At 49.0% G+C, this 17,757-nt stretch carries 12 protein-coding genes and 1 riboswitch; of the genes, 6 read left to right on the forward strand and 6 right to left on the reverse strand.

Translation table 11 applies throughout. The features are described from left to right. Window positions 1-5: 5 nt before the first annotated feature. The 5 genes from IC229_RS05195 to IC229_RS05215 form a co-directional block, all read right to left on the reverse strand. Entirely contained in the window at window positions 6-3,626 is a 3,621-nt protein-coding gene (locus tag IC229_RS05195; RefSeq protein WP_190885877.1) for a TonB-dependent receptor, read from the reverse strand. Between the two features lie 214 nt (window positions 3,627-3,840). Beyond that, window positions 3,841-4,863 carry a FecR family protein gene (locus IC229_RS05200; RefSeq protein ID WP_190885878.1) on the reverse strand — a complete coding sequence of 341 codons (1,023 nt, stop codon included), beginning with the start codon at window positions 4,861-4,863 and terminating at the stop codon, window positions 3,841-3,843. An 81-nt stretch (window positions 4,864-4,944) separates the two neighbouring features. Next, a complete protein-coding gene (locus tag IC229_RS05205; RefSeq protein WP_190885879.1) occupies window positions 4,945-6,333 on the reverse strand; it encodes a serine hydrolase in 1,389 nt (462 codons plus the stop codon). Between the two features lie 51 nt (window positions 6,334-6,384). Further along, window positions 6,385-7,533, reverse strand: coding sequence for a helix-turn-helix domain-containing protein (locus tag IC229_RS05210; protein ID WP_190885880.1), 1,149 nt, complete (start codon window positions 7,531-7,533; stop codon window positions 6,385-6,387). Window positions 7,534-7,794: 261 nt separating this feature from the next. Further along, window positions 7,795-8,418 (reverse strand): hypothetical protein, encoded by a 624-nt coding sequence (locus IC229_RS05215; protein WP_190885881.1) that lies wholly within the window; start codon window positions 8,416-8,418, stop codon window positions 7,795-7,797. Between the two features lie 209 nt (window positions 8,419-8,627). On the opposite strand from IC229_RS05215, the gene IC229_RS05220 reads away from it, so the two are divergent. The 3 genes from IC229_RS05220 to IC229_RS05230 all read left to right on the forward strand — a co-directional run bounded on the left by IC229_RS05220 (window position 8,628) and on the right by IC229_RS05230 (window position 12,601). Continuing rightward, window positions 8,628-9,833: a hypothetical protein gene (locus IC229_RS05220; protein ID WP_190885882.1), complete on the forward strand. Its 1,206-nt coding sequence runs from the start codon at window positions 8,628-8,630 to the stop codon at window positions 9,831-9,833. A 35-nt stretch (window positions 9,834-9,868) separates the two neighbouring features. Continuing rightward, window positions 9,869-11,560 carry a hypothetical protein gene (locus IC229_RS05225; protein ID WP_190885883.1) on the forward strand — a complete coding sequence of 564 codons (1,692 nt, stop codon included), beginning with the start codon at window positions 9,869-9,871 and terminating at the stop codon, window positions 11,558-11,560. Between the two features lie 96 nt (window positions 11,561-11,656). Next, window positions 11,657-12,601: a sugar phosphate isomerase/epimerase family protein gene (locus IC229_RS05230; protein ID WP_190885884.1), complete on the forward strand. Its 945-nt coding sequence runs from the start codon at window positions 11,657-11,659 to the stop codon at window positions 12,599-12,601. Between the two features lie 157 nt (window positions 12,602-12,758). On the opposite strand, the gene IC229_RS05235 is transcribed toward IC229_RS05230, so the two are convergent. Further along, window positions 12,759-13,532 carry an SDR family oxidoreductase gene (locus IC229_RS05235; protein ID WP_190885885.1) on the reverse strand — a complete coding sequence of 258 codons (774 nt, stop codon included), beginning with the start codon at window positions 13,530-13,532 and terminating at the stop codon, window positions 12,759-12,761. A gap of 36 nt (window positions 13,533-13,568) precedes the next feature. Further along, window positions 13,569-13,904: riboswitch (cobalamin riboswitch) on the forward strand. A gap of 81 nt (window positions 13,905-13,985) precedes the next feature. Between IC229_RS05235 and IC229_RS05240 the strand changes: the two genes are divergently transcribed. From IC229_RS05240 to IC229_RS05250, 3 genes are read left to right on the forward strand one after another with little or no spacing between them, the layout of a single operon-like run. Continuing rightward, complete coding sequence (locus IC229_RS05240; RefSeq protein ID WP_190885886.1) at window positions 13,986-15,923, forward strand: TonB-dependent receptor plug domain-containing protein; 1,938 nt, start codon at window positions 13,986-13,988, stop codon at window positions 15,921-15,923. After that, window positions 15,923-16,978, forward strand: coding sequence for a YncE family protein (locus IC229_RS05245; protein WP_190885887.1), 1,056 nt, complete (start codon window positions 15,923-15,925; stop codon window positions 16,976-16,978). Before IC229_RS05240 ends, IC229_RS05245 begins: the two co-directional genes overlap by 1 nt. Beyond that, window positions 16,975-17,667, forward strand: a complete 693-nt coding sequence (locus IC229_RS05250) for an adenine nucleotide alpha hydrolase (RefSeq protein WP_190885888.1) — start codon at window positions 16,975-16,977, stop codon at window positions 17,665-17,667. Before IC229_RS05245 ends, IC229_RS05250 begins: the two co-directional genes overlap by 4 nt. Window positions 17,668-17,757: the final 90 nt, after the last annotated feature.

Below are 17,757 nucleotides of genomic sequence, written 5' to 3' on the forward strand. Positions count from 1 at the left end.
TCGGATTAGAACGTAAGATTAAGACCAGCAGAAACCGTTTTCGACATGGGATACGTCCGGCCGTTGGTGCCGTCGCCGTCGAGTTGTTCCGGGTCGATGTATTTGGAACGTAGTGGTGTGAACGTCAACAGGTTTTCGCCACTGAAAAAGATACGAGCGCGCGAAAGACGAACCTTTTTGGTGATCGCTTCGGGGAGGGTATAGCCAAATACTACGTTCTTCAGGCGCAGGTAACCAACGTTCTGCATATACCGATCGTTGGCCGCCCGTAAATCACCGCCGTCGTTCAGCGCCGTATAACCCCGCAGAATTGGGAAATACGCATCCGGATTTTCGGGCGTCCATACGTCATCGTTAAAATTCTCCGGAATGAACGAGTAATACGGACGCGAGTAAGGTCCCCAGAATTTATCGGCGTTGTTGCCCGGATACCAGTTTTTGCGGACGATACCCTGCATCAGTACCGATACGTCGAAACCATTCCAGGAAGCGCCAAGATTCATGCCGTAGCGGTAGCGTGCCCGGTCGTTACCAACGATGATCATATCGCCGTGATTCGCCAACGTATTGGCTCCCTGATCGATTTTGCCGTTACCGTCTAAATCTCTGAATTTAAGATCACCTGCCTGAAGTTTACTCCAGTCGCCAGGGGCGCTCAGCCGTTGACGGTTCACGATTGTTTGGTCAACAGTATAGGCCTGTGCTTCTTCATTGGTTTTAAAGTAGCCGTCTATTGAATATCCCCAGATGTCGCCAATAACCTGTCCTTCGTAGCGACTCGACAGAATTTTGTTCGGATTATCAAATTTGGTGATAACCGATTTTGAGTCAGAAAGGATAAACGATACATTGTACGACAGGGCTTTACCGGCCAGCTTCGTCTGATCGCGCCAGGAAAGCGCTAATTCAAAGCCTTTGGTCTGTAAATCACCGGCATTTTCGGTCGGTACACTGGCTCCATAAACAGAAGGGAGTACTTTGCCCGGTACCAACATGTCGGTGGTGTTACGTACATAAGCGTCGAAAGACAGATTCAGGCGGTTTTTCAGCAACGTAGCGTCGACGCCTAAATTGGTTGTCGTGGCTTTTTCCCAGGTCAGGCTTTCTGAAATCGGGTTTGGGCTGTTTACGTAGAACAACTTCTGGCCACTGGTTATCCAGCTCGACTGGGCAGTCGGCATAATCGGTACGTATGGGTAGTAATTGGACGAGGTCGTGTTGTATGGAACCGCGTTGGAACCTGGAGGAAGCTGGTTGCCCAACGTACCGTATGACGCCCGGATTTTCAGGTTATTTACTACATTACGTGCCGACTCGAAGAATTTCTCTTCGCTAATCCGCCAGCCCGCCGATACCGATGGGAAGAAACCATACCGGCGGCCAACACCAAACCGGGACGTACCATCGTAGCGACCATTGACTTCGAAGAGGTATTTTCCGACGTAGTCATAGTTCGCCCGGAAAAAGGCGCCAAACAGCGCGTATTGGAACGCATCGCCCGCCGATAATTGCTCGCCCGTTCCCAGGTTCAGGTCGTTCAGGCTTTCCGAAAGCAGGTTTTTCCGGGCACCAAACAGGCGCTGATGCTGACGGGTTTCGTGGTTCAGACCAGCCGTAGCTGCGAAATAATGTTTACCAAACGTCTGATTGTACGACGAATATAGGTTAGCCGCCGTAGCTGGGTCGAACCACAGGGTTTTCTTATACTGGTCGACGTTATAGTTCGGAACCGTTGTCAGGATACCCGGCTGAATCGAATACTGTGCCACTGCCGAGCGGTACCAGTCGTCGGCGATGTAGAACGAATACGAATAGTTACCAACCAGATTCCAGTTTTTCGTGAAGTCGATAGTCACCGAGTTGATGGTGGTCAGCTCATGAACTTTCTTCTCGCCACCCGCTACGCCTTTCAGTAGGTTCGCAAACAAACCATCGCCGATTGAATAATTGTTTTTCAACGTGTTATACGTAGCAGTGCCATCGGGATTCAGTGGCGCGTAGGCCGGCATGGCGTGAACCGTAATGGCCACAAAGTTTGCGTTGGCGCCCCCTTCCAGACCTGGATACGTATATCTCGAATCGAAGTACTGCGTGTTGTTACTTACTTTAAGCCAGGGCGTCAGTTGCGCGTTGATTTTGCTACGTAGCGTGTACGACGTAAACTTATCGGTGTTGATGCGCATGATACCGTCTTTTTCGAAAACAGAACCCGACAAAAAGTAATTGATTTTATCGGTACCGCCCGACAGGTTCAGATTGTGCTGTTTCGATGGCTCAGTCATCACAAACAATGTATTCCACCAGTCGTAGTTGCCGTAATAGTTGTAGATGTCCTTGCCCGCTACGTTCTTAACTACTGTCCACGGACGGGCCGGATTCTCTACTTTATCGTACCGACGCGCTTCGAGTTCTTTGTAATCTTCCTGCGAATAGCGCGTATAGCTGTTACCCGTAGCCCGGATAAACGCTTCGTCGTTGAGCATCGTGTGATCATACCCGTTCGTCATGAATTTAGTACTCACCGTAGGTGTCGACCAGCCGAAATTGTTGCTGTAATCGATGGTCGTTTTGCCGTTTTTCGCCGTTTTTGTCGTGACCAGAATAACGCCGAATGCGCCCCGCGCGCCGTAAATAGCCGAAGCTGCTGCATCTTTCAGGACCGAGACCGACTCTACGTCGTTCGGGTTAATGCGGTTAATGTCGCCGGGAATCCCATCGATAAGCACCAGTGGACCACCGCCGTTGATGGACGTTTCGCCCCGAACGTTCAGGCTACCGCCCTGCCCCGGCTGACCCGTGCTGAACGTAATGTTCAGGTTGGGAACCATACCCTGCAAAATCTGCGACATGTTGTTCAGGGGCCGGTTTTCCAATTCCTTCGCCTGAACCTGCGACACCGCGCCCGTCAGATTCACCTTTTTCTGCGTACCGTAACCCACTACGACCAGTTCTTCCAGCATTTTGTTGTCGGCTGCCAACGTAACGTCGAGCGTCGAGCGATTGCCGACCGAAATTTCCTGCGATACGTAACCAACGAAGCTGAAAACCAACATCGACGAAGGATTCGGCACCGTAATTTCATAGGCACCGTTTCCATCAGTGGACGTACCGCGCGTCGTTCCTTTGATCACCACGCTTACACCCGCCAGCGCACCTTGTCCATCAGCTGATTTCACAGTGCCTTTAATGCGAATGTCGGCCGGAACATACGTAGTGACGGGTCGATTCGAAAGCTCATTCAGAAAAAACGATTGCTTTTCCCGTTTCTCGCGGGCCAATACAATCTGTTCATTGATAAGCTTATACGTAATGCCACGCGGTGCAAGCAACTGATCGAGCACTTTCGACAGTTTCTGATTGCGTTCGTCAATCGTTACCGACTCTTTCAGCGGAAGTCGACTGCTGTACACAAACCGAGTAGCTACTTTTTCCTGAATCCGATCCAGTGCTTCCTGGAGCGTTACGTTATTGAGCTGAAGTGTAATGTCCTTATTCAGAATCGATTGTGCCGCCATTTCCCGGGCATTGGCCATGCTGACCAGCAGGATCGCCAGGAGGCACTGAAGTAATCCGTATCGCATAATCGTTCGCCAATCAACGGACTTGTTAAGGAGTGATTTTTGCATAATTTTGATTGTCAGATGGTTCGTCACTGTTTGATTCATCATCCTTTGGTTCGGTGGTACGAATTGTAAAAGGATGGTACGTTTGGGCCGGGGTGGTGGTACACTCCCGGCTTTTTTGATTATGGAATGTGTCAGGTAGATTTTTGCATACAGTTGGATTGAGAGTTATAGGTTAGTATTTGGTTTATATGAGCTACTACGTTGATTCACAGTTTTATTCGCAGGGTGTACCGTCGAGTACGATTGTATTGCCCGACATCGTGTACGTTACGTCCAGAGCCGCACAGAGCATTTCCATAATGTCGGGTAAAGCCTGATGCTCAAAATCGGCGTTTAACAGACAGGAACTAAGTTTGGGATTGATTAACCGAAATGTTACGTCGAATCGCTTTTGGAGTTTGGCCAGAACCTGATTCAACGGCGTATTGTCGAATACAATCGTAATCGGTTCGTAAATAGCTTTCCGGGTCAGCACGGGAACGGACGTAGCAACCAGTCGTTTGGAGTTGATTTCGAAGATGGCCTGTTGCTGGGGCTTCAGAATAACCTGCTGTTTTTTCTGCGTATGGTCTGGCGCACTCACCTGCACCCGCCCCGTTACGACCGCAACCTGAAAAACTTTACTGCTGTTGAGGGCTTTTACGTTGAAGCTGGTTCCCAGTACTTTAATATCGATTTCGCCACTCTGAATGAAGAAAGGCCGCGTTTTATCTTTTGTTACGTCGAAAAATCCCTCGCCTGAAAAAGCGACCCGACGGTTGTCACGCTCAAATTGTTTTGGATACGTAATAGAAGCCCCTACGTGCATCCAGACCGAACTGCCATCGGGTAATTTGTGGACAATGGGACGGGCCTGTTTATTGATGAAATGAACGGCATCGGCCACCGTTGGTTGGTTGGCCTGCTGGGTTTTCGATTGTTGAAATGCGGTAATTTGTCCGGCAGAATCCCGATACGTTACGTAGACGCCAATCGCCAACAAAATGGAAGCTGCCAACCAGGCAGTCCATCCCCACGAGAGACGCCTGATAACCGGTTCAGTGCCAGTAGATATTCGACCCTGAATTGCCAGAAAAGTATTTTCCTGTAATTGGCGTTGTTCGGCTTGTGGAAGCGAAGTCAGATAGTCAGGATTGTTTTGCAGGGAGGCATACCAGGCTTCTACCTGTTGCTTTTCCTGCTCCGTACAGTCGTTTCGCAGGTATTTATCCAGTAGTGAGGGAGAGATTTTCGGCATGGCTTAGGGATGTTACAAGTCCTAAGTCGCATGCCGAAACGGTAACCCTTACTCGGTTCTGAAAAAAAGTTAAAACGGCTATTACGGGTCTATTCGTTTAGCCACAAAGTCTCCGTTTTGGTGAACAACTACCTGCGATACGTTGCCTGTTGCCTGCTTATGAAAGGTGAGTTGGGCATCGACCGCTTTGAGGAAAAAGTCGGTTTCTGTTTCCGGAAAGATTTCGAATTTGCCTTGGCCGGTTACCTGCAAAAAAAGCTTCCCCTTATCGAACGTAATGGACAGAATCCGCTTTGGCTCAAGCTGATAGTTGCCAACGTATTGACGTAACACGCTTTCGTCAAGGGTAATACTTTTGTGGTTTTTTGGAAGTTGATAAGGTTCGCCAAACATGATGAAGACTAGATCGCGGAGAATTGGTTCAAGGGTTGTAAGGTCTGACGTATCGTCTACATTAGCTAGTACGACAAAGACGATATCCTCTTCGGGCATTAGCGTAAAGAACGTAGAATAACCGGGCAGATTGCCATTCTGAAACGCCAGCACCTTATTGCCTTTAAATTTATTAATGCCCCAACCATAACTCCACATTGTTTTGCCAATGGGGGTAACGCTACGTTGCCAGTCAGCTGCGCTTAGGAACTGGCTGGACTGAATAGCCCGCGCCCAACGGTATAAATCGCCCACCGTGCTATACATCCCTCCAGCCGCATAACCAGTCGTTGAGTCGATGGGCGTTTCTGCCACTAAAACGGAGTCTTTGTGATACGTATATCCGACGGTTTTGCCGGGTCGTTTCAGATTAATAAAATCGAAGCCGGTATTTGTGAGCCGAAGTGGTGTCAGAAAACGCTCCCGAATCACGGTTTCAAACTGTTTTCCGGTTAGTTTTTCGATGAGTAGCCCCAGCAGATAATAGCCCGAATTAGTGTATTGTACCTCGTCCCCCGGTTTTCCGGTTGTGGGCTTGCTGCTGAAACGTGCCACCAGACGATTTTTGTCGATCGGGCGGGTGAAATCCATCTTATCTGGCCCTTCTTTTTGGTAAAGAAAACCTTTATAATCATAAATCCCTGACGTGTGCGCGAACAAATCGTCCAGCGTAATTTGGTCAGCGTTGGGGAAGTCAGGGAAATATTTGCTCAGTTTATCCTTAACCGAAAGTTTGCCTTCCGCCTGTAATTGCAGAATGGCCGCGCCGGTAAACGTTTTGGTGATGGAACCCAACTGATAAATACTCGACGTATCGTTGGCGATTTTTGCGGCTTCATTTCGCCAGCCGTAGCCCTTCTGAATCAGAACTTCCCCTTTTTTGGCAATGAGCACTGTGCCGTTTAAACGATGCAAATTTGCGACGGCCTGTAAGTATTCATCAAGTTTTTCTACGGTAGATGGGTTCGTCTGAGCCTGTGCAGATAGCGCTAAAGACGAGAAAATGAACGTAGCGAGGACCCACGAAAACGTTTTCATGATACGTTGTTTTTTAGGGCAAACCAGGCCAAAAACAACGTATCAATCTGCTCAAATCTGGATTTGAGTAGTATTTTTTACGTGTCGATTCACGTATTCCTTCGGCGATACGCCCGTCAGTTGCTTAAACGTGCGCTGAAACGTAGCCTGTGAATTAAAACCGCATTCGAAGGCAATTCCCGTGAGCGTCAGACGCTCATAAGCAGGGTCGACAAGACGTAGCGTTACCTCCTTAATGCGGTATTCGTTGATGAAACTATTGAAACCCTTATTCAAATGCTGATTCAGCACCGCCGAAATAAGTTTAGCTGTCAATTGCGTGTGTTGTCCTACTTTTTCAACGGTCAGCTCAGGGTCCAGAAAGAGCCGGTCTGTAACCATTGCCTTCCGCAACGTATCGGCAACCTGATTCACTGTTTCCTCCGGTAGTTCTGTTCCGGCTGGTTTTGACGCGGCCGGTACTACGTTCGCAGAGCGCGTATGCAGGTAGCCTTTAAAACCAAGCCAGTAAATGAGTATAGTAAGCGGAATGTAGATGGGATACCACCCGAAAAGGTCGAGCAACGGATATCGTGAGGTCGGATTAATGTAGGGAATCAAATGAATTAGCCAGATCGTCTGAAAGATAAGAAATGCCGTAACGAACTGCCGCAGCCAGCGTACTTGCGGATAGTGAGTGTTCGAAACAGAAGCTTCATATTGATTCAAAAATCGTCTTGTCAGGAATAGATAAACGGTGACTGAAATCCATCGGGGAATATCGACATAGGCGTTGTATTCGTCCATTACATCGCCCCAGGAAGGATTGGTTCTATGCTCAAAAACGCCTAGTAGTAAGCCTATGATGAATACCCAGCCAATAATTTTTGCACCCATGTCCAGCATGATCGGGTAAAAATGCCGGCGCTCACGTTTGCCGAGCTGGAATGAAGGGTCCAGCATCGATTTGCTATAAAAATAAATGAGCGGCCCGATTGGCATAGCCATAATAAATGGCAATAATTCAAACGTAAGGCTAACGTAGCGGTTCGATTGCGGAAAACCGACCGCCAGACTCATCAGCGCCAGCAGGCCAATCAACGTAGCAAGAAGCCGGTTCGAGAGTTGACGTCCCTTTTTATTCGTCCAGAGCAACGTAACGAGGATAAATCCCTGCACCGTGCCCAGCAGCAAGATGATGTCAAAGGGAGAAATAGTCATGGTTGAAATAGAAAAGACGCAAAAAAAAGAGTTGATTACCGAAGTATTACTCTTTATTCCTGCGTCTGACTAAAAAATTGGCCCTGCTACGTAGCAAATAGATGAACAAACCCGCTTCAAATGGTTAAACCAGTATCTAGATCTGCAATTTTTTCATTCTGAGGCACGAAGAATCTTAATGATTCTCTACTCTCAGGTAAGGTAACATTAAGATTCATCCTTCGTCAGAATGACAAAAAAAACGCACCAATTGAAGCCAAATCAATCAACAATCTTCACCCGAATCTTGTGCGGAGCTGGCTGATTACCCCCGAAATACAGCCCTGTGTTGTAGCCAAATGTCTTATTGTGGGTAAACGGAATCGTTTTGCCACCCAGAACCTGATAAACTTTTCGGTCGTAATCGATTTTGATGGTCAGTTTGGTGGGTGTATTGATGGCCGCTTCGGCCACTTTAAAATCAGTACGTACGCCACCTACATATACATACGCGCCCAAATCGATACGTTTGCGCGTTGGATTCCAGCGCCAGCCAACCCGCGCCCCATCAACCTGATGCGGAGGGACGCCAGTCGTAATATCCTGATCTTTCGAGCCGACAAACCCTATCCCGATTACTTTGTTCCAATCGTCGGCATCGGCCTGACCAATGTCGTAAATACAACTGCTATCGAACGTAACGGTGGCTGTGATTTCGGTAGGAGCAATCGTTATTCCTACTTTGCGTTTCGGATTGGGTTCATGTTCTCCTGCTTCAATTTCTACCCAATCGGGGTCAGAAAGCAGAAAATCAGGTACACATCCACTCATGAAAAGACTTATCCCGAACAGCAACAGGCTGAGCTTGAGTGAAGAAACCTGAAAAAACGTTTTGGAACGTAGCATGTTGATAACGCTGTATTATGGGGATGACTATGCAAATAACGCTAGAAATCAGTTGATTCGTGTTCCGTTGGCTCAGAGAACGCTAAACGTAGCATTCGATTGGGTATGCTTTTTTATCAATTCAGTACGTCATTTTACCGATTAATAGAACGCAACCTTTTAGTCTGAGTCAGCATCATTATTTTTGAATAGCCAAATTCGTTCCAAAAATGCGCCCAGCCGTTTCTTCTTCTTTTCCTGCCATTCAGAGTTACATCTACGCCGTCGTTTTTTCTTCGTTTTGTGTGGTCATGGGCCTGCTCTGGGATATCATGTGGCACATGAGCATTGGTCGCGATGGCCTGCTGGCTCCTCCGCACGTAGTAATTTACGTAGGGGCCATCGTAGCTGGTCTTTTTTCGGCCTACCAGATTCTAAACCTGACCTTTTCCCGAAATCACCCCGGCCGATCCCAGGCTGTGCCGTTCTGGGGCATTTTTTATGGGCCGCTGGGCGCCATGTTCTGCGTCTGGGGAGCCCTGATGATGCTAACGTCGGCCCCTTTCGATGATTGGTGGCATAATACCTATGGTCTTGACGTTCAGATATTAACGCCACCGCATACCATTCTGGCCATCGGTATCATGACCGTACAGTTTGGCGCGATGGTAGGTGTGTTGGCCCTTCAGAATCAATACCGCACCCTGCCCGAAGCTGAATTAGTACTCGATGGCCCACGCGCTACGCGACTGAAGTGGCTGTTTGCAGTTGCCGCTGCCCTGTTGCTGGCCATGCTTTTTTCGATGGCGTCGGAGTCGATGGGAAAATTTGAATCGCATAACTCGGTATACTACGCTACGGCATCTATTGTACTGCCATTTTATTTACTGGCGGTTGGTCGGGCGTCGTTGCTACGCTGGCCAATTACGATTATTGCCGGATTGTACATGCTGGCGCTCCTTCTACCAAGCTGGATTCTTCAATTTTTTTCGGCCACACCTCGCCTTGGTCCGGTTCTGAATCCAATTACGAACTACCAGCCTTTCCATTTTCCGATGCTGCTCATTGTACCCGCTTTTGCACTAGACTGGCTGATGCACCGTTTTGAAAAACCTGCTAATGGCCAGAAGAAGTTGAACGACTGGCTACTGGCTTTGATTTATGGCGTAGTATTTATGTTGATTTTACTGGCCGTTCAGTGGCCTTTTGGCGAGTTTCTGTTAACATCACCTTACGCACGTAACGGCATCTTTCTATCTAACTCCTGGTCATACGACAGCCCACCTGATTGGGAATTTCGCTTCGCGTTTGCACCCTGGTATCAGCAATCGCCTGCCGATTTCTGGATTGGTTTTGCCAAATCTCTCATCTACGCTACGTTATCTGCCCGCGTCGGTCTCTATTGGGGTAATTGGATGAAGAACATAGCGCGGTAAACAGCAAACGAAAAGTACAGAAACGAAAAATTAGTATGTCCTCTCAGATTAGGAATTTCAGTCGGATAAAGTGGTACGTCCTGTTTTATTCATTCATTCTCATATTCACTCATTCACACATTGCCACTGCCCACATTGGCAGTTCGGGCATTATTGTTCAGAAACAGGTCGGTAAATACCAGCTTTTAATCAGCGTTAGCCCACCCGACGTAGTGCCCGGAACCGCGAGGGTGACTGTATTTGTCGAACAGGGACGGGTTCGTGAAATTGGTGCGCGGCCCATCTATTTCCGCTCGGGCGATGAAGGTGCCCCAACGCACGATATTCTCACCACTGTTAGTCAGAACCGCTACGAAGCCGATTTATGGCTGATGGATTCCGGTGCATCGAGCATAGAAATAAGCATCGACGGCCCCGATGGAAAACAACAGGTGGTCGTGCCCGTTATGGCCATTGCTACCGCCATGCGCGACATGCCTGCCGGAACCGGTTGGGGCTTAGCGGCAATGGGGCTGTTACTGATCGTGATGCTGATTACGATTATCGGAGCCAGTAATGCGGATGGTATTACAGCACCTGATCAACCTGTAACGCCTGTGCTACGTCGCAAACGATTGATCGGTATGGGTATTGGTCTGGTAAGCGTTACGTTGATTCTGGTCGGATGGCGCTCGTGGTGGAACAGTACGGCTGAGGAATACAAGAGCGAGCAACTTTACCAGCCTACACGGATCAATACGTCGGTACGTATCACCGATGCGCAACGGCAACTCACCATTCAGTTCGATACGGCAGGAGCGAAAAACCAGCGAAAACGGCTTTTCAGCTACCTTCTGCCCGATCATGGTAAATTGATGCATACCTTCATCGTTCGGATACCGGGGCTGGATGCATTTGCGCATTTACACCCAAACCGGCGCGATACGTTGAACTACAATGCTACGTTGCCAACCATGTTTCCGGGTGGGAAATATCTGGTTTATTCGGATGTCGTTTACCGAAGCGGCTTTACCGAAACGCTGACAGACACTATCGACGTACCATTTCTGAAAATCAGTGCCGAAGCAGCCGCCAACGCCAAACCCTCCGACCCGGACGATAGCTGGCTCGTCACCGAACCGATGGGTGTGAAAGCCAGCGCCGTGAACGTACCGCACCTCGACAATGACATGGTAGTTTGTGGTAAACCGGGGGCCAGTGTTACGTTGGAAGATGGGTCAACCATGCTCTGGATGGATAAGCCGAGCCAGATACTGGAATCGGGTAAACTCTATACGCTGAAATTCGCCGTTGCCGATTCGAAGGGCAAAGCAGCCGCACTTGAACCGTATCTGGGAATGCCCGGTCATGCGGCCATACTACGTTCCGATGGGTCAGTTTATATTCATCTTCATCCCGTCGGTACGTATTCGATGGCGGCCGAAGGGTCTATGGTGGGACGTATTGCTGATACGTCGCGGACGTTTCATTACCCGAATGCCGTTCAGTTCCGCGACAGCATCGATGCGTACGTGCAGAAATTGAAAACCGTGCCCGAAGCCGAAAAGAATACGTTACTGGCGGCCGCTATGCCTGGTATGAATCATGTCATGAAAGTGGCTAACATGGTTGAGTTTCCGTATGCGTTTCCGCGCGCAGGTCATTACCGAATTTGGGTGCAGGTGAAACGGAATGGGCGCGTGCTGACGGGCGTGTTCGATACACAGGTGAATGACCCCTTGCTTTGAAGCAGTAGTTTAGCCGGTTTTTTGGTTTTTGTCTGGGTAAATCAACAACCCAGCGCTATGTTGGGAAAACGCTTTCGCTACAATTTGTCCTGCTTTATGGCTCAATCTGTAACCCGTCGTCAGGCATTAACCGCACTGACGGCCACCACTGGCGCATCGCTTATGTCAACGTCGGCATTGCCCGCAGCTAACCCAACGGCTGCCGCTCCTTTTACCTTGTGCCTGAATATGAGCACGATTCGGGGCCACAAACTTGGTTTTGTGAAGGAACTGGAAGTGGCTTCCAAAGCAGGGTTTCGTTCGGTGGAGATATGGATTGAAACGTTGCAAACGTATCTGAAATCGGGTGCTACGTCTGCTGACGCGCGTAAAGTGCTGGCCGATACGGGTATCAAAGTGGAAAATGCCATTGGTTTTGCGCCCTGGATTGTGGACGACGAAGCTACCCGCACAAAAGGTCTCGACCAGATGAAGCGCGAAATGGAGATGCTGGCGGAAGTTGGATGCAAACGTGTAGCCACGCCCCCCATTGGGGCGCAAACGCCAGGAAGCCCAAAAGTTGATTTATACAAAGCCGCCGAACGTTATCGGGCCATTCTGGAAATTGGCGACAAAACGGGCGTAGTGCCTCAACTGGAACTATGGGGCTTTTCGCCGAATCTGAGTAAGCTAAGTGAAGTCATGTTCGTAGCTATCGAAACCGGCCATCCATCGGCGCGGGTACTGCTTGATATTTACCACCTCTACAAAGGCGGGACTCCTGTTGAGGTTCTAAAACTGGTTGGCAAACCGGCGATGGAAATTTTCCACGTAAACGACTACACAAAGGATTTTCCCCGCGAAAAAATCACCGACGCCGACCGTGTTTTCCCGGGCGATGGTATAGCGCCAATCAAGGAAACGCTCAAGATCATCAAGCGCACCGACCAACCTATCATCCTATCGCTGGAGGTATTCAACAAAACCTACTACGCGCAGGATGCCGCAACCGTCACACAAACGGCTATGACCAAAATGAAGGCGATGGTAGCAGGAGTGTAATCGCTGGTAGGCAGTCGTCGTTTTTTGTCATTCTGACGAAGGAAGAATCTTAATGTACCTCAACTCACAAATAAGGATGCTTTAAGATTCTTCCTTCGTCAGAATGACAAAAATGCTAATTGCCAGCGTCTTTAAGTTTGAATAGCTGCGCTACCAATCAATACGCCCAGGCCATCAATCCACCATCAACGGCAATCGTTTGGCCGGTGACGTAACCCGAAGCAGGCATACTCAGAAAGGAAACCACCGACGCGACTTCTTCCGGTTCACCAACGCGATTCATGGGTGTTCGCTTAAGAATTGCCGCTAGTTTTTCGGGATTGTTCAGCACGGGCGAAGCCAAAGGCGTTTTGATGTACCAGGGCGCTACCGAATTGACCCGGATGCCATCGCCAGCCCATTCTACTGCCAAATTTCGGGTCAGTTGCACCAAAGCGGCTTTGGTCATGCCATAAAGCGACCCGCTGCTGGTAGACGCTAACCCAGATACCGACGACACAAAAATAACCCGTCCGCCAGTCTCCGAGGATTTTAGTAATGAATAAGCTGCCTGAGTCATTTCGTAAGCCGAGCGCAGGTTCGTATTCAGTACTACGTCGTAATCGGCGGAACTATAGTCGGCGGTGGATTTGCGAATGTTCGTACCAGCGTTGTTCACCAAAATATCCAGGCTACCCCACGTTTTGGTAACCGCTTCGATAACCTGAGATGCTACGTTCGGCTGACTCACGTCGGCCGCTATGCCTTCGACGGAGTGGCCCTGTTGCCGATATTCCGTTAATTTTTGCTGAAGTAACGTATTGTCGCGGGCTACGATGAACACGGATGCGCCAAGATCGAGAAACTGCTGAACGATGGCTTCACCGATGCCTTTAGTGCCGCCCGTTACGAGTGCGCGTTGGCCACGTAGCGACCAGAGCGATGGATTCATAAATCGATTTGTTAAGATATTCTGCAAATAACGCTACCTTTGCGCTTAGTTTTCGGTGCCTGATGCCATTTCAAGATGGCTTTCAAGGCTTAAAAGGGAAGTTGGTGTAACTCCAGCGCTGTCCCCGCAACTGTAAATCATAGTTAATGAATAATGATTAATTTTTAATGAATAATGATGAATAGATAATGAATAATCAAGGCTAGCGTAAGCAACCATTATTCATCATTCATTAACCAATATTCATTAACCATCACCCATTATCCATTAAAGATTCGGTTCTCTCTACATGGTCACTGCGCTGATTATCAGTGCGGGAAGGCTTGAGCCGATGTGATGAGTCAGGAGACCTGCCGACGATCATCCGCTGTTCTGGTGTTCGGAGGAAACGCCCCAACCGCGTGTCGATAGAAATCGATTGGTTTCGACACATTTTTTAACATCAATTGTGAAATGCAAGCCCTTCGGTGGTGGGTTTTGGGCCTGTTTGCCGGTGTTTTGACCGGACAACGTAGCGTCGCGCAAACGGATTCGTTGCGGACGACTTCGGTTGTGTCGCTGTCGGTGGTGACGGTGCGAGCCATTGCGCCCGAACGGTTCATTGCGGGTCAGAAGCTCCAGCGCATTGATTCCACTACGTTGCTTCAGTTTCAGTTTGGCTCGCTGACCGATTTACTGACCTTTAATACGCCACTGGCATTCAAAAACTACGGTTCGGGTCAGTTGGCTACGGTTTCGTTTCGCGGTACGTCGGCGAATCATACGGCTGTGCTCTGGAATGGTATCAACATCAATCAGCCGAATCTGGGACAAACCGATTTTTCGACGCTTCCTGTGGCTGGTTTCGACCTATTATCGGTGCAGTACGGGGCTGGTGGTTGTGTGGTTGGGTCCGATGCTGTGGGCGGGAGTGTTCTTCTGAGTAGCGCGCCTGACTGGAAGCAAAAGTTCAGTGTTACGTTGGGCCAGCAACTGGCTTCGTTTCAAAATTACCAGACACAACTCGGTATTCGATATGGAACTAAGTTGGGCGAAAACTGGCAGTTTTCCGGTCGATCATTCGGGTATAGGCACCAGTTAAACAATACGTACCCCTATCAGGAACGACGCGGCTATTTCCTCGAACCATCGACAACGGCCCAGCGTGGACTGGTGCAGGATTTGTTTTTTCGCCATAAAAGCGGGAAACAGATTTCAGTGAATGCGTGGCTGACTGATAATGACCTGATTATTGCTCCACAAGACCCTATTGCACGCGAACGTACTCGGACCCAATCGGCTCGTTTTCTTACTACCTATGAAGCCAATCAACTTAGTATTCGAATGGGCTGGATTCGCGACCTGATTGATTATGCAAAAGAAGATTTCTCGGGCCCGAGCCATACTGAAACTGACCGTCTTATAAGTCGTGTCGAACGGGAGTTTAATCTCTGGCCGGGGCACCAATCGGTCAATCTGAATCTGCGTGTTGGTGGCGAGTGGTCGCATTACCGCACGAGAACCGACGGGTACGGTGGTAGATTGATTACCGAAAATCGACAGGATTTGTATGCTTTGCTACGTCTCCAGACGAATCGCTGGTTAGTCTCGGCCAATGTTCGGCAGGCGTTTGTCACGCGCTTCAATCCGCCCCTGACCCCTTCGCTGGGCGTTGAATACAAACTGGTTCAACGTAGCATCTGGAATGTAATCGCCAAAAGTTCAATTGGTTATAGCTACCGCGTTCCTACGTTGAATGAGCGTTACTGGCTTGTGCTAGGCAATCCTGACCAGCGACCGGAGCGAGGTATGAACATAGAAGGCGGGCTGGCTGCAACTGCTGCGTTCTCCGATCAGTTAAAGCTAACTGCTGAAGCTACTGCCTATCACAACCGCGTCGATGATTGGGCGTACTGGAATCCGACCAAAAATTACCATGTTGAAAACCTGCAATTGGTCGTAGCGCGTGGGCTGGAGCTGACCACTACGTTGACTTACACACGTAATGGCTGGCAGGCAGGTTTACGGGCGGGATACGCTTACACACGGGCCTCTCAGGAGCGCGTGTATGATACGTATGCACAGGACGTAGTAGGCAAACAACTGGTTTACGTTCCGATGCATACCGGTACGTTCAACGTATACGTTCAACGTACCAAAACTCGCCTGACTGTTCAGACGCAAACGTCATCACGACGCTACGTTACGTTCGATAATACTCAGTTTTTCAAAGGTGTTACGTTGGCGAACGTATTGCTGGAGCATTTAATGAAACTCGGTCCGGTACCTGTTCGCGTGCAGGGGCAGGCCAACAACGTATTCGATGCATTGGCCATCAGCGCCAAACGGAATGCCCTTCCGGGACGTAACTGGGCAATAAATCTGATTATTAATTTTCCATCTAATACCTAATGAAAAAACAATCGACGAAAGGACTGGCCCTGATTGTACTGGCACTGAGCGTGTGGAATTGTAAAACCTCTGATCCAGAGCCAACCCCTTATGAATCAGGAGTTTTTATTCTGAACTCAGGAAATTTTTCCGATAACAATGGCACTGTCTCATTTCTGCCACGTGGGAGTCAGACGGCTTTGACGGATATTTTTCGGTCGGCTAATCCTGATCTGACATTGAGCGGGGGTATGCAGGGGTATGCCGATATAAGTGGTAAAGGATTGATTCTGGTTGATAACAGCACAGCGGGGCAGGATAAGGTTGAAGTGGTGGAAGCCGGTACGTTTAAAACCCGGTTTACGCTGAAATCGCCTGATATCGAAAATCCGCGTCAGGCGATTCAGGTTGGGCCTAATCGGGCCTACGTTAGCTGCTGGGACGTATCGGGTGACTTCTCGAAAGGTACATTCTACAAAGATCCTGGCTATATCGCTGTTGTTGATTTGAATAGCAGTAAAGTCACAAAGAAAATCCTGGCGGTGAAAGGTGTAGAGCGGATGGTGCTGGTCGGAACTGAAGTGTTTGTGGGCAGTACGACCTACAGTGGTGATAAAAATCTGCTGATTGTTGACGCGAATACGGATGAAGTAAAGCAACGTATCGAATTCAGTGCAACACCGGAACTAATTGGGCTTGATTTCGATGGAAAACTCTGGATACTGGCCGGAAAGGATCTGGTGCAGATTGAGCCTGCCACCCGCGCCACGATCAAGCGGTTAACGTTTGCCACGGCGCCGAGTAATGTTACGTTCAGTGCCGATAGAAAGCGATTCTATTACAACCTAAGCGGCAAAACCTATCGGCTCGATAACACGTCAACTACGGCCTCGGGAAGTCAGATCATTGCCCGTACATTTAATACGTTGGGCGTCGATCCCCAAACGAAGACAATTTATGGGGCAGTCGTTCCGTCATACAAGCAGGCGGGGTACGTAGTGCGATATGACGAAGGTGGTACGTTAATCGATTCGGTAAAAGTCGAAATCGGACCATCTGGTTTCTACTTCCGATGAACCGGGAGCGGGCGATTATGAACTGGAGCGGGGGCAAAGATTCTGCCCTCGCTTTGTTTTCGGCTCTCCAGTCTGGGAGATGGAACGTTACGTCGCTACTGACGTCGGTGAATGAGCTGCACCAGCGAGTAAGTATGCATGGTGTACGTATCGAACTGCTTCAGGAACAGGCCGATCGATTACAACTTCCGCTGGAAATGCTACGTCTCCCCGGCGACGTATCGATGGAACTTTACGACGCTCGTATGGCCGAAATGCTTCGAAAGTTTCAGGAACAGGACGTAACGACGGCTCTTTTCGGCGATATTTTTCTGGAAGATTTACGCCAGTATCGCGAAACACAACTGGCCAGCGTGAATATGAAAGCCAGCTTTCTACTCTGGCAACGTAACACCACCGAACTGATTCACGAATTTGTCGATCTGGGCTTTCGGGCGGTGCTGGTATGCGTGAATGAAAAGCACCTGCCTGCTGATTTTGTAGGCCGTGAACTTGATCTTGATTTACTCAAAGACCTTCCCAAAACCGTTGACCCTTGCGGTGAAAATGGAGAATATCACTCGTTTGTGTACGACGGGCCGATTTTTTCATCACCAATTCCGTTTGTGAAAGGTGAAGTTGTTCGTAAGGCATATTCTTCGTCTGCTGGGCAGTGGGATAATGGGTTTTGGTATCAGGATTTGTTGTGAAATGGTAGATTTTTTGTCATGCTGACGAAGGAAGCATCTTAAAGATTCATTACGCTCAAGTTGGGACGCTTTAAGATGCTTCCCTCGTCA

The sequence above is a fragment of the Spirosoma profusum genome (assembly GCF_014699005.1).
In the GTDB taxonomy this organism is placed as follows: Bacteria; Bacteroidota; Bacteroidia; order Cytophagales; family Spirosomataceae; genus Spirosoma; species Spirosoma profusum.

Excerpts from the sequence above, each read along its gene's own strand:
- IC229_RS05205 (WP_190885879.1), bottom strand. The coding sequence starts at position 6,333 with ATGAAAACGTTTTCGTGGGTCCTCGCTACGTTCATTTTCTCGTCTTTA.
- IC229_RS05215 (WP_190885881.1), bottom strand. The coding sequence starts at position 8,418 with ATGCTACGTTCCAAAACGTTTTTTCAGGTTTCTTCACTCAAGCTCAGC.
- IC229_RS05200 (WP_190885878.1), bottom strand. The coding sequence starts at position 4,863 with ATGCCGAAAATCTCTCCCTCACTACTGGATAAATACCTGCGAAACGAC.
- IC229_RS05235 (WP_190885885.1), bottom strand. The coding sequence starts at position 13,532 with ATGAATCCATCGCTCTGGTCGCTACGTGGCCAACGCGCACTCGTAACG.
- IC229_RS05225 (WP_190885883.1), top strand. The coding sequence starts at position 9,869 with ATGTCCTCTCAGATTAGGAATTTCAGTCGGATAAAGTGGTACGTCCTG.
- IC229_RS05220 (WP_190885882.1), top strand. The coding sequence starts at position 8,628 with ATGCGCCCAGCCGTTTCTTCTTCTTTTCCTGCCATTCAGAGTTACATC.
- IC229_RS05250 (WP_190885888.1), top strand. The coding sequence starts at position 16,975 with ATGAACCGGGAGCGGGCGATTATGAACTGGAGCGGGGGCAAAGATTCT.
- IC229_RS05195 (WP_190885877.1), bottom strand. The coding sequence starts at position 3,626 with ATGCAAAAATCACTCCTTAACAAGTCCGTTGATTGGCGAACGATTATG.
- IC229_RS05210 (WP_190885880.1), bottom strand. The coding sequence starts at position 7,533 with ATGACTATTTCTCCCTTTGACATCATCTTGCTGCTGGGCACGGTGCAG.
- IC229_RS05245 (WP_190885887.1), top strand. The coding sequence starts at position 15,923 with ATGAAAAAACAATCGACGAAAGGACTGGCCCTGATTGTACTGGCACTG.
- IC229_RS05230 (WP_190885884.1), top strand. The coding sequence starts at position 11,657 with ATGGCTCAATCTGTAACCCGTCGTCAGGCATTAACCGCACTGACGGCC.
- IC229_RS05240 (WP_190885886.1), top strand. The coding sequence starts at position 13,986 with ATGCAAGCCCTTCGGTGGTGGGTTTTGGGCCTGTTTGCCGGTGTTTTG.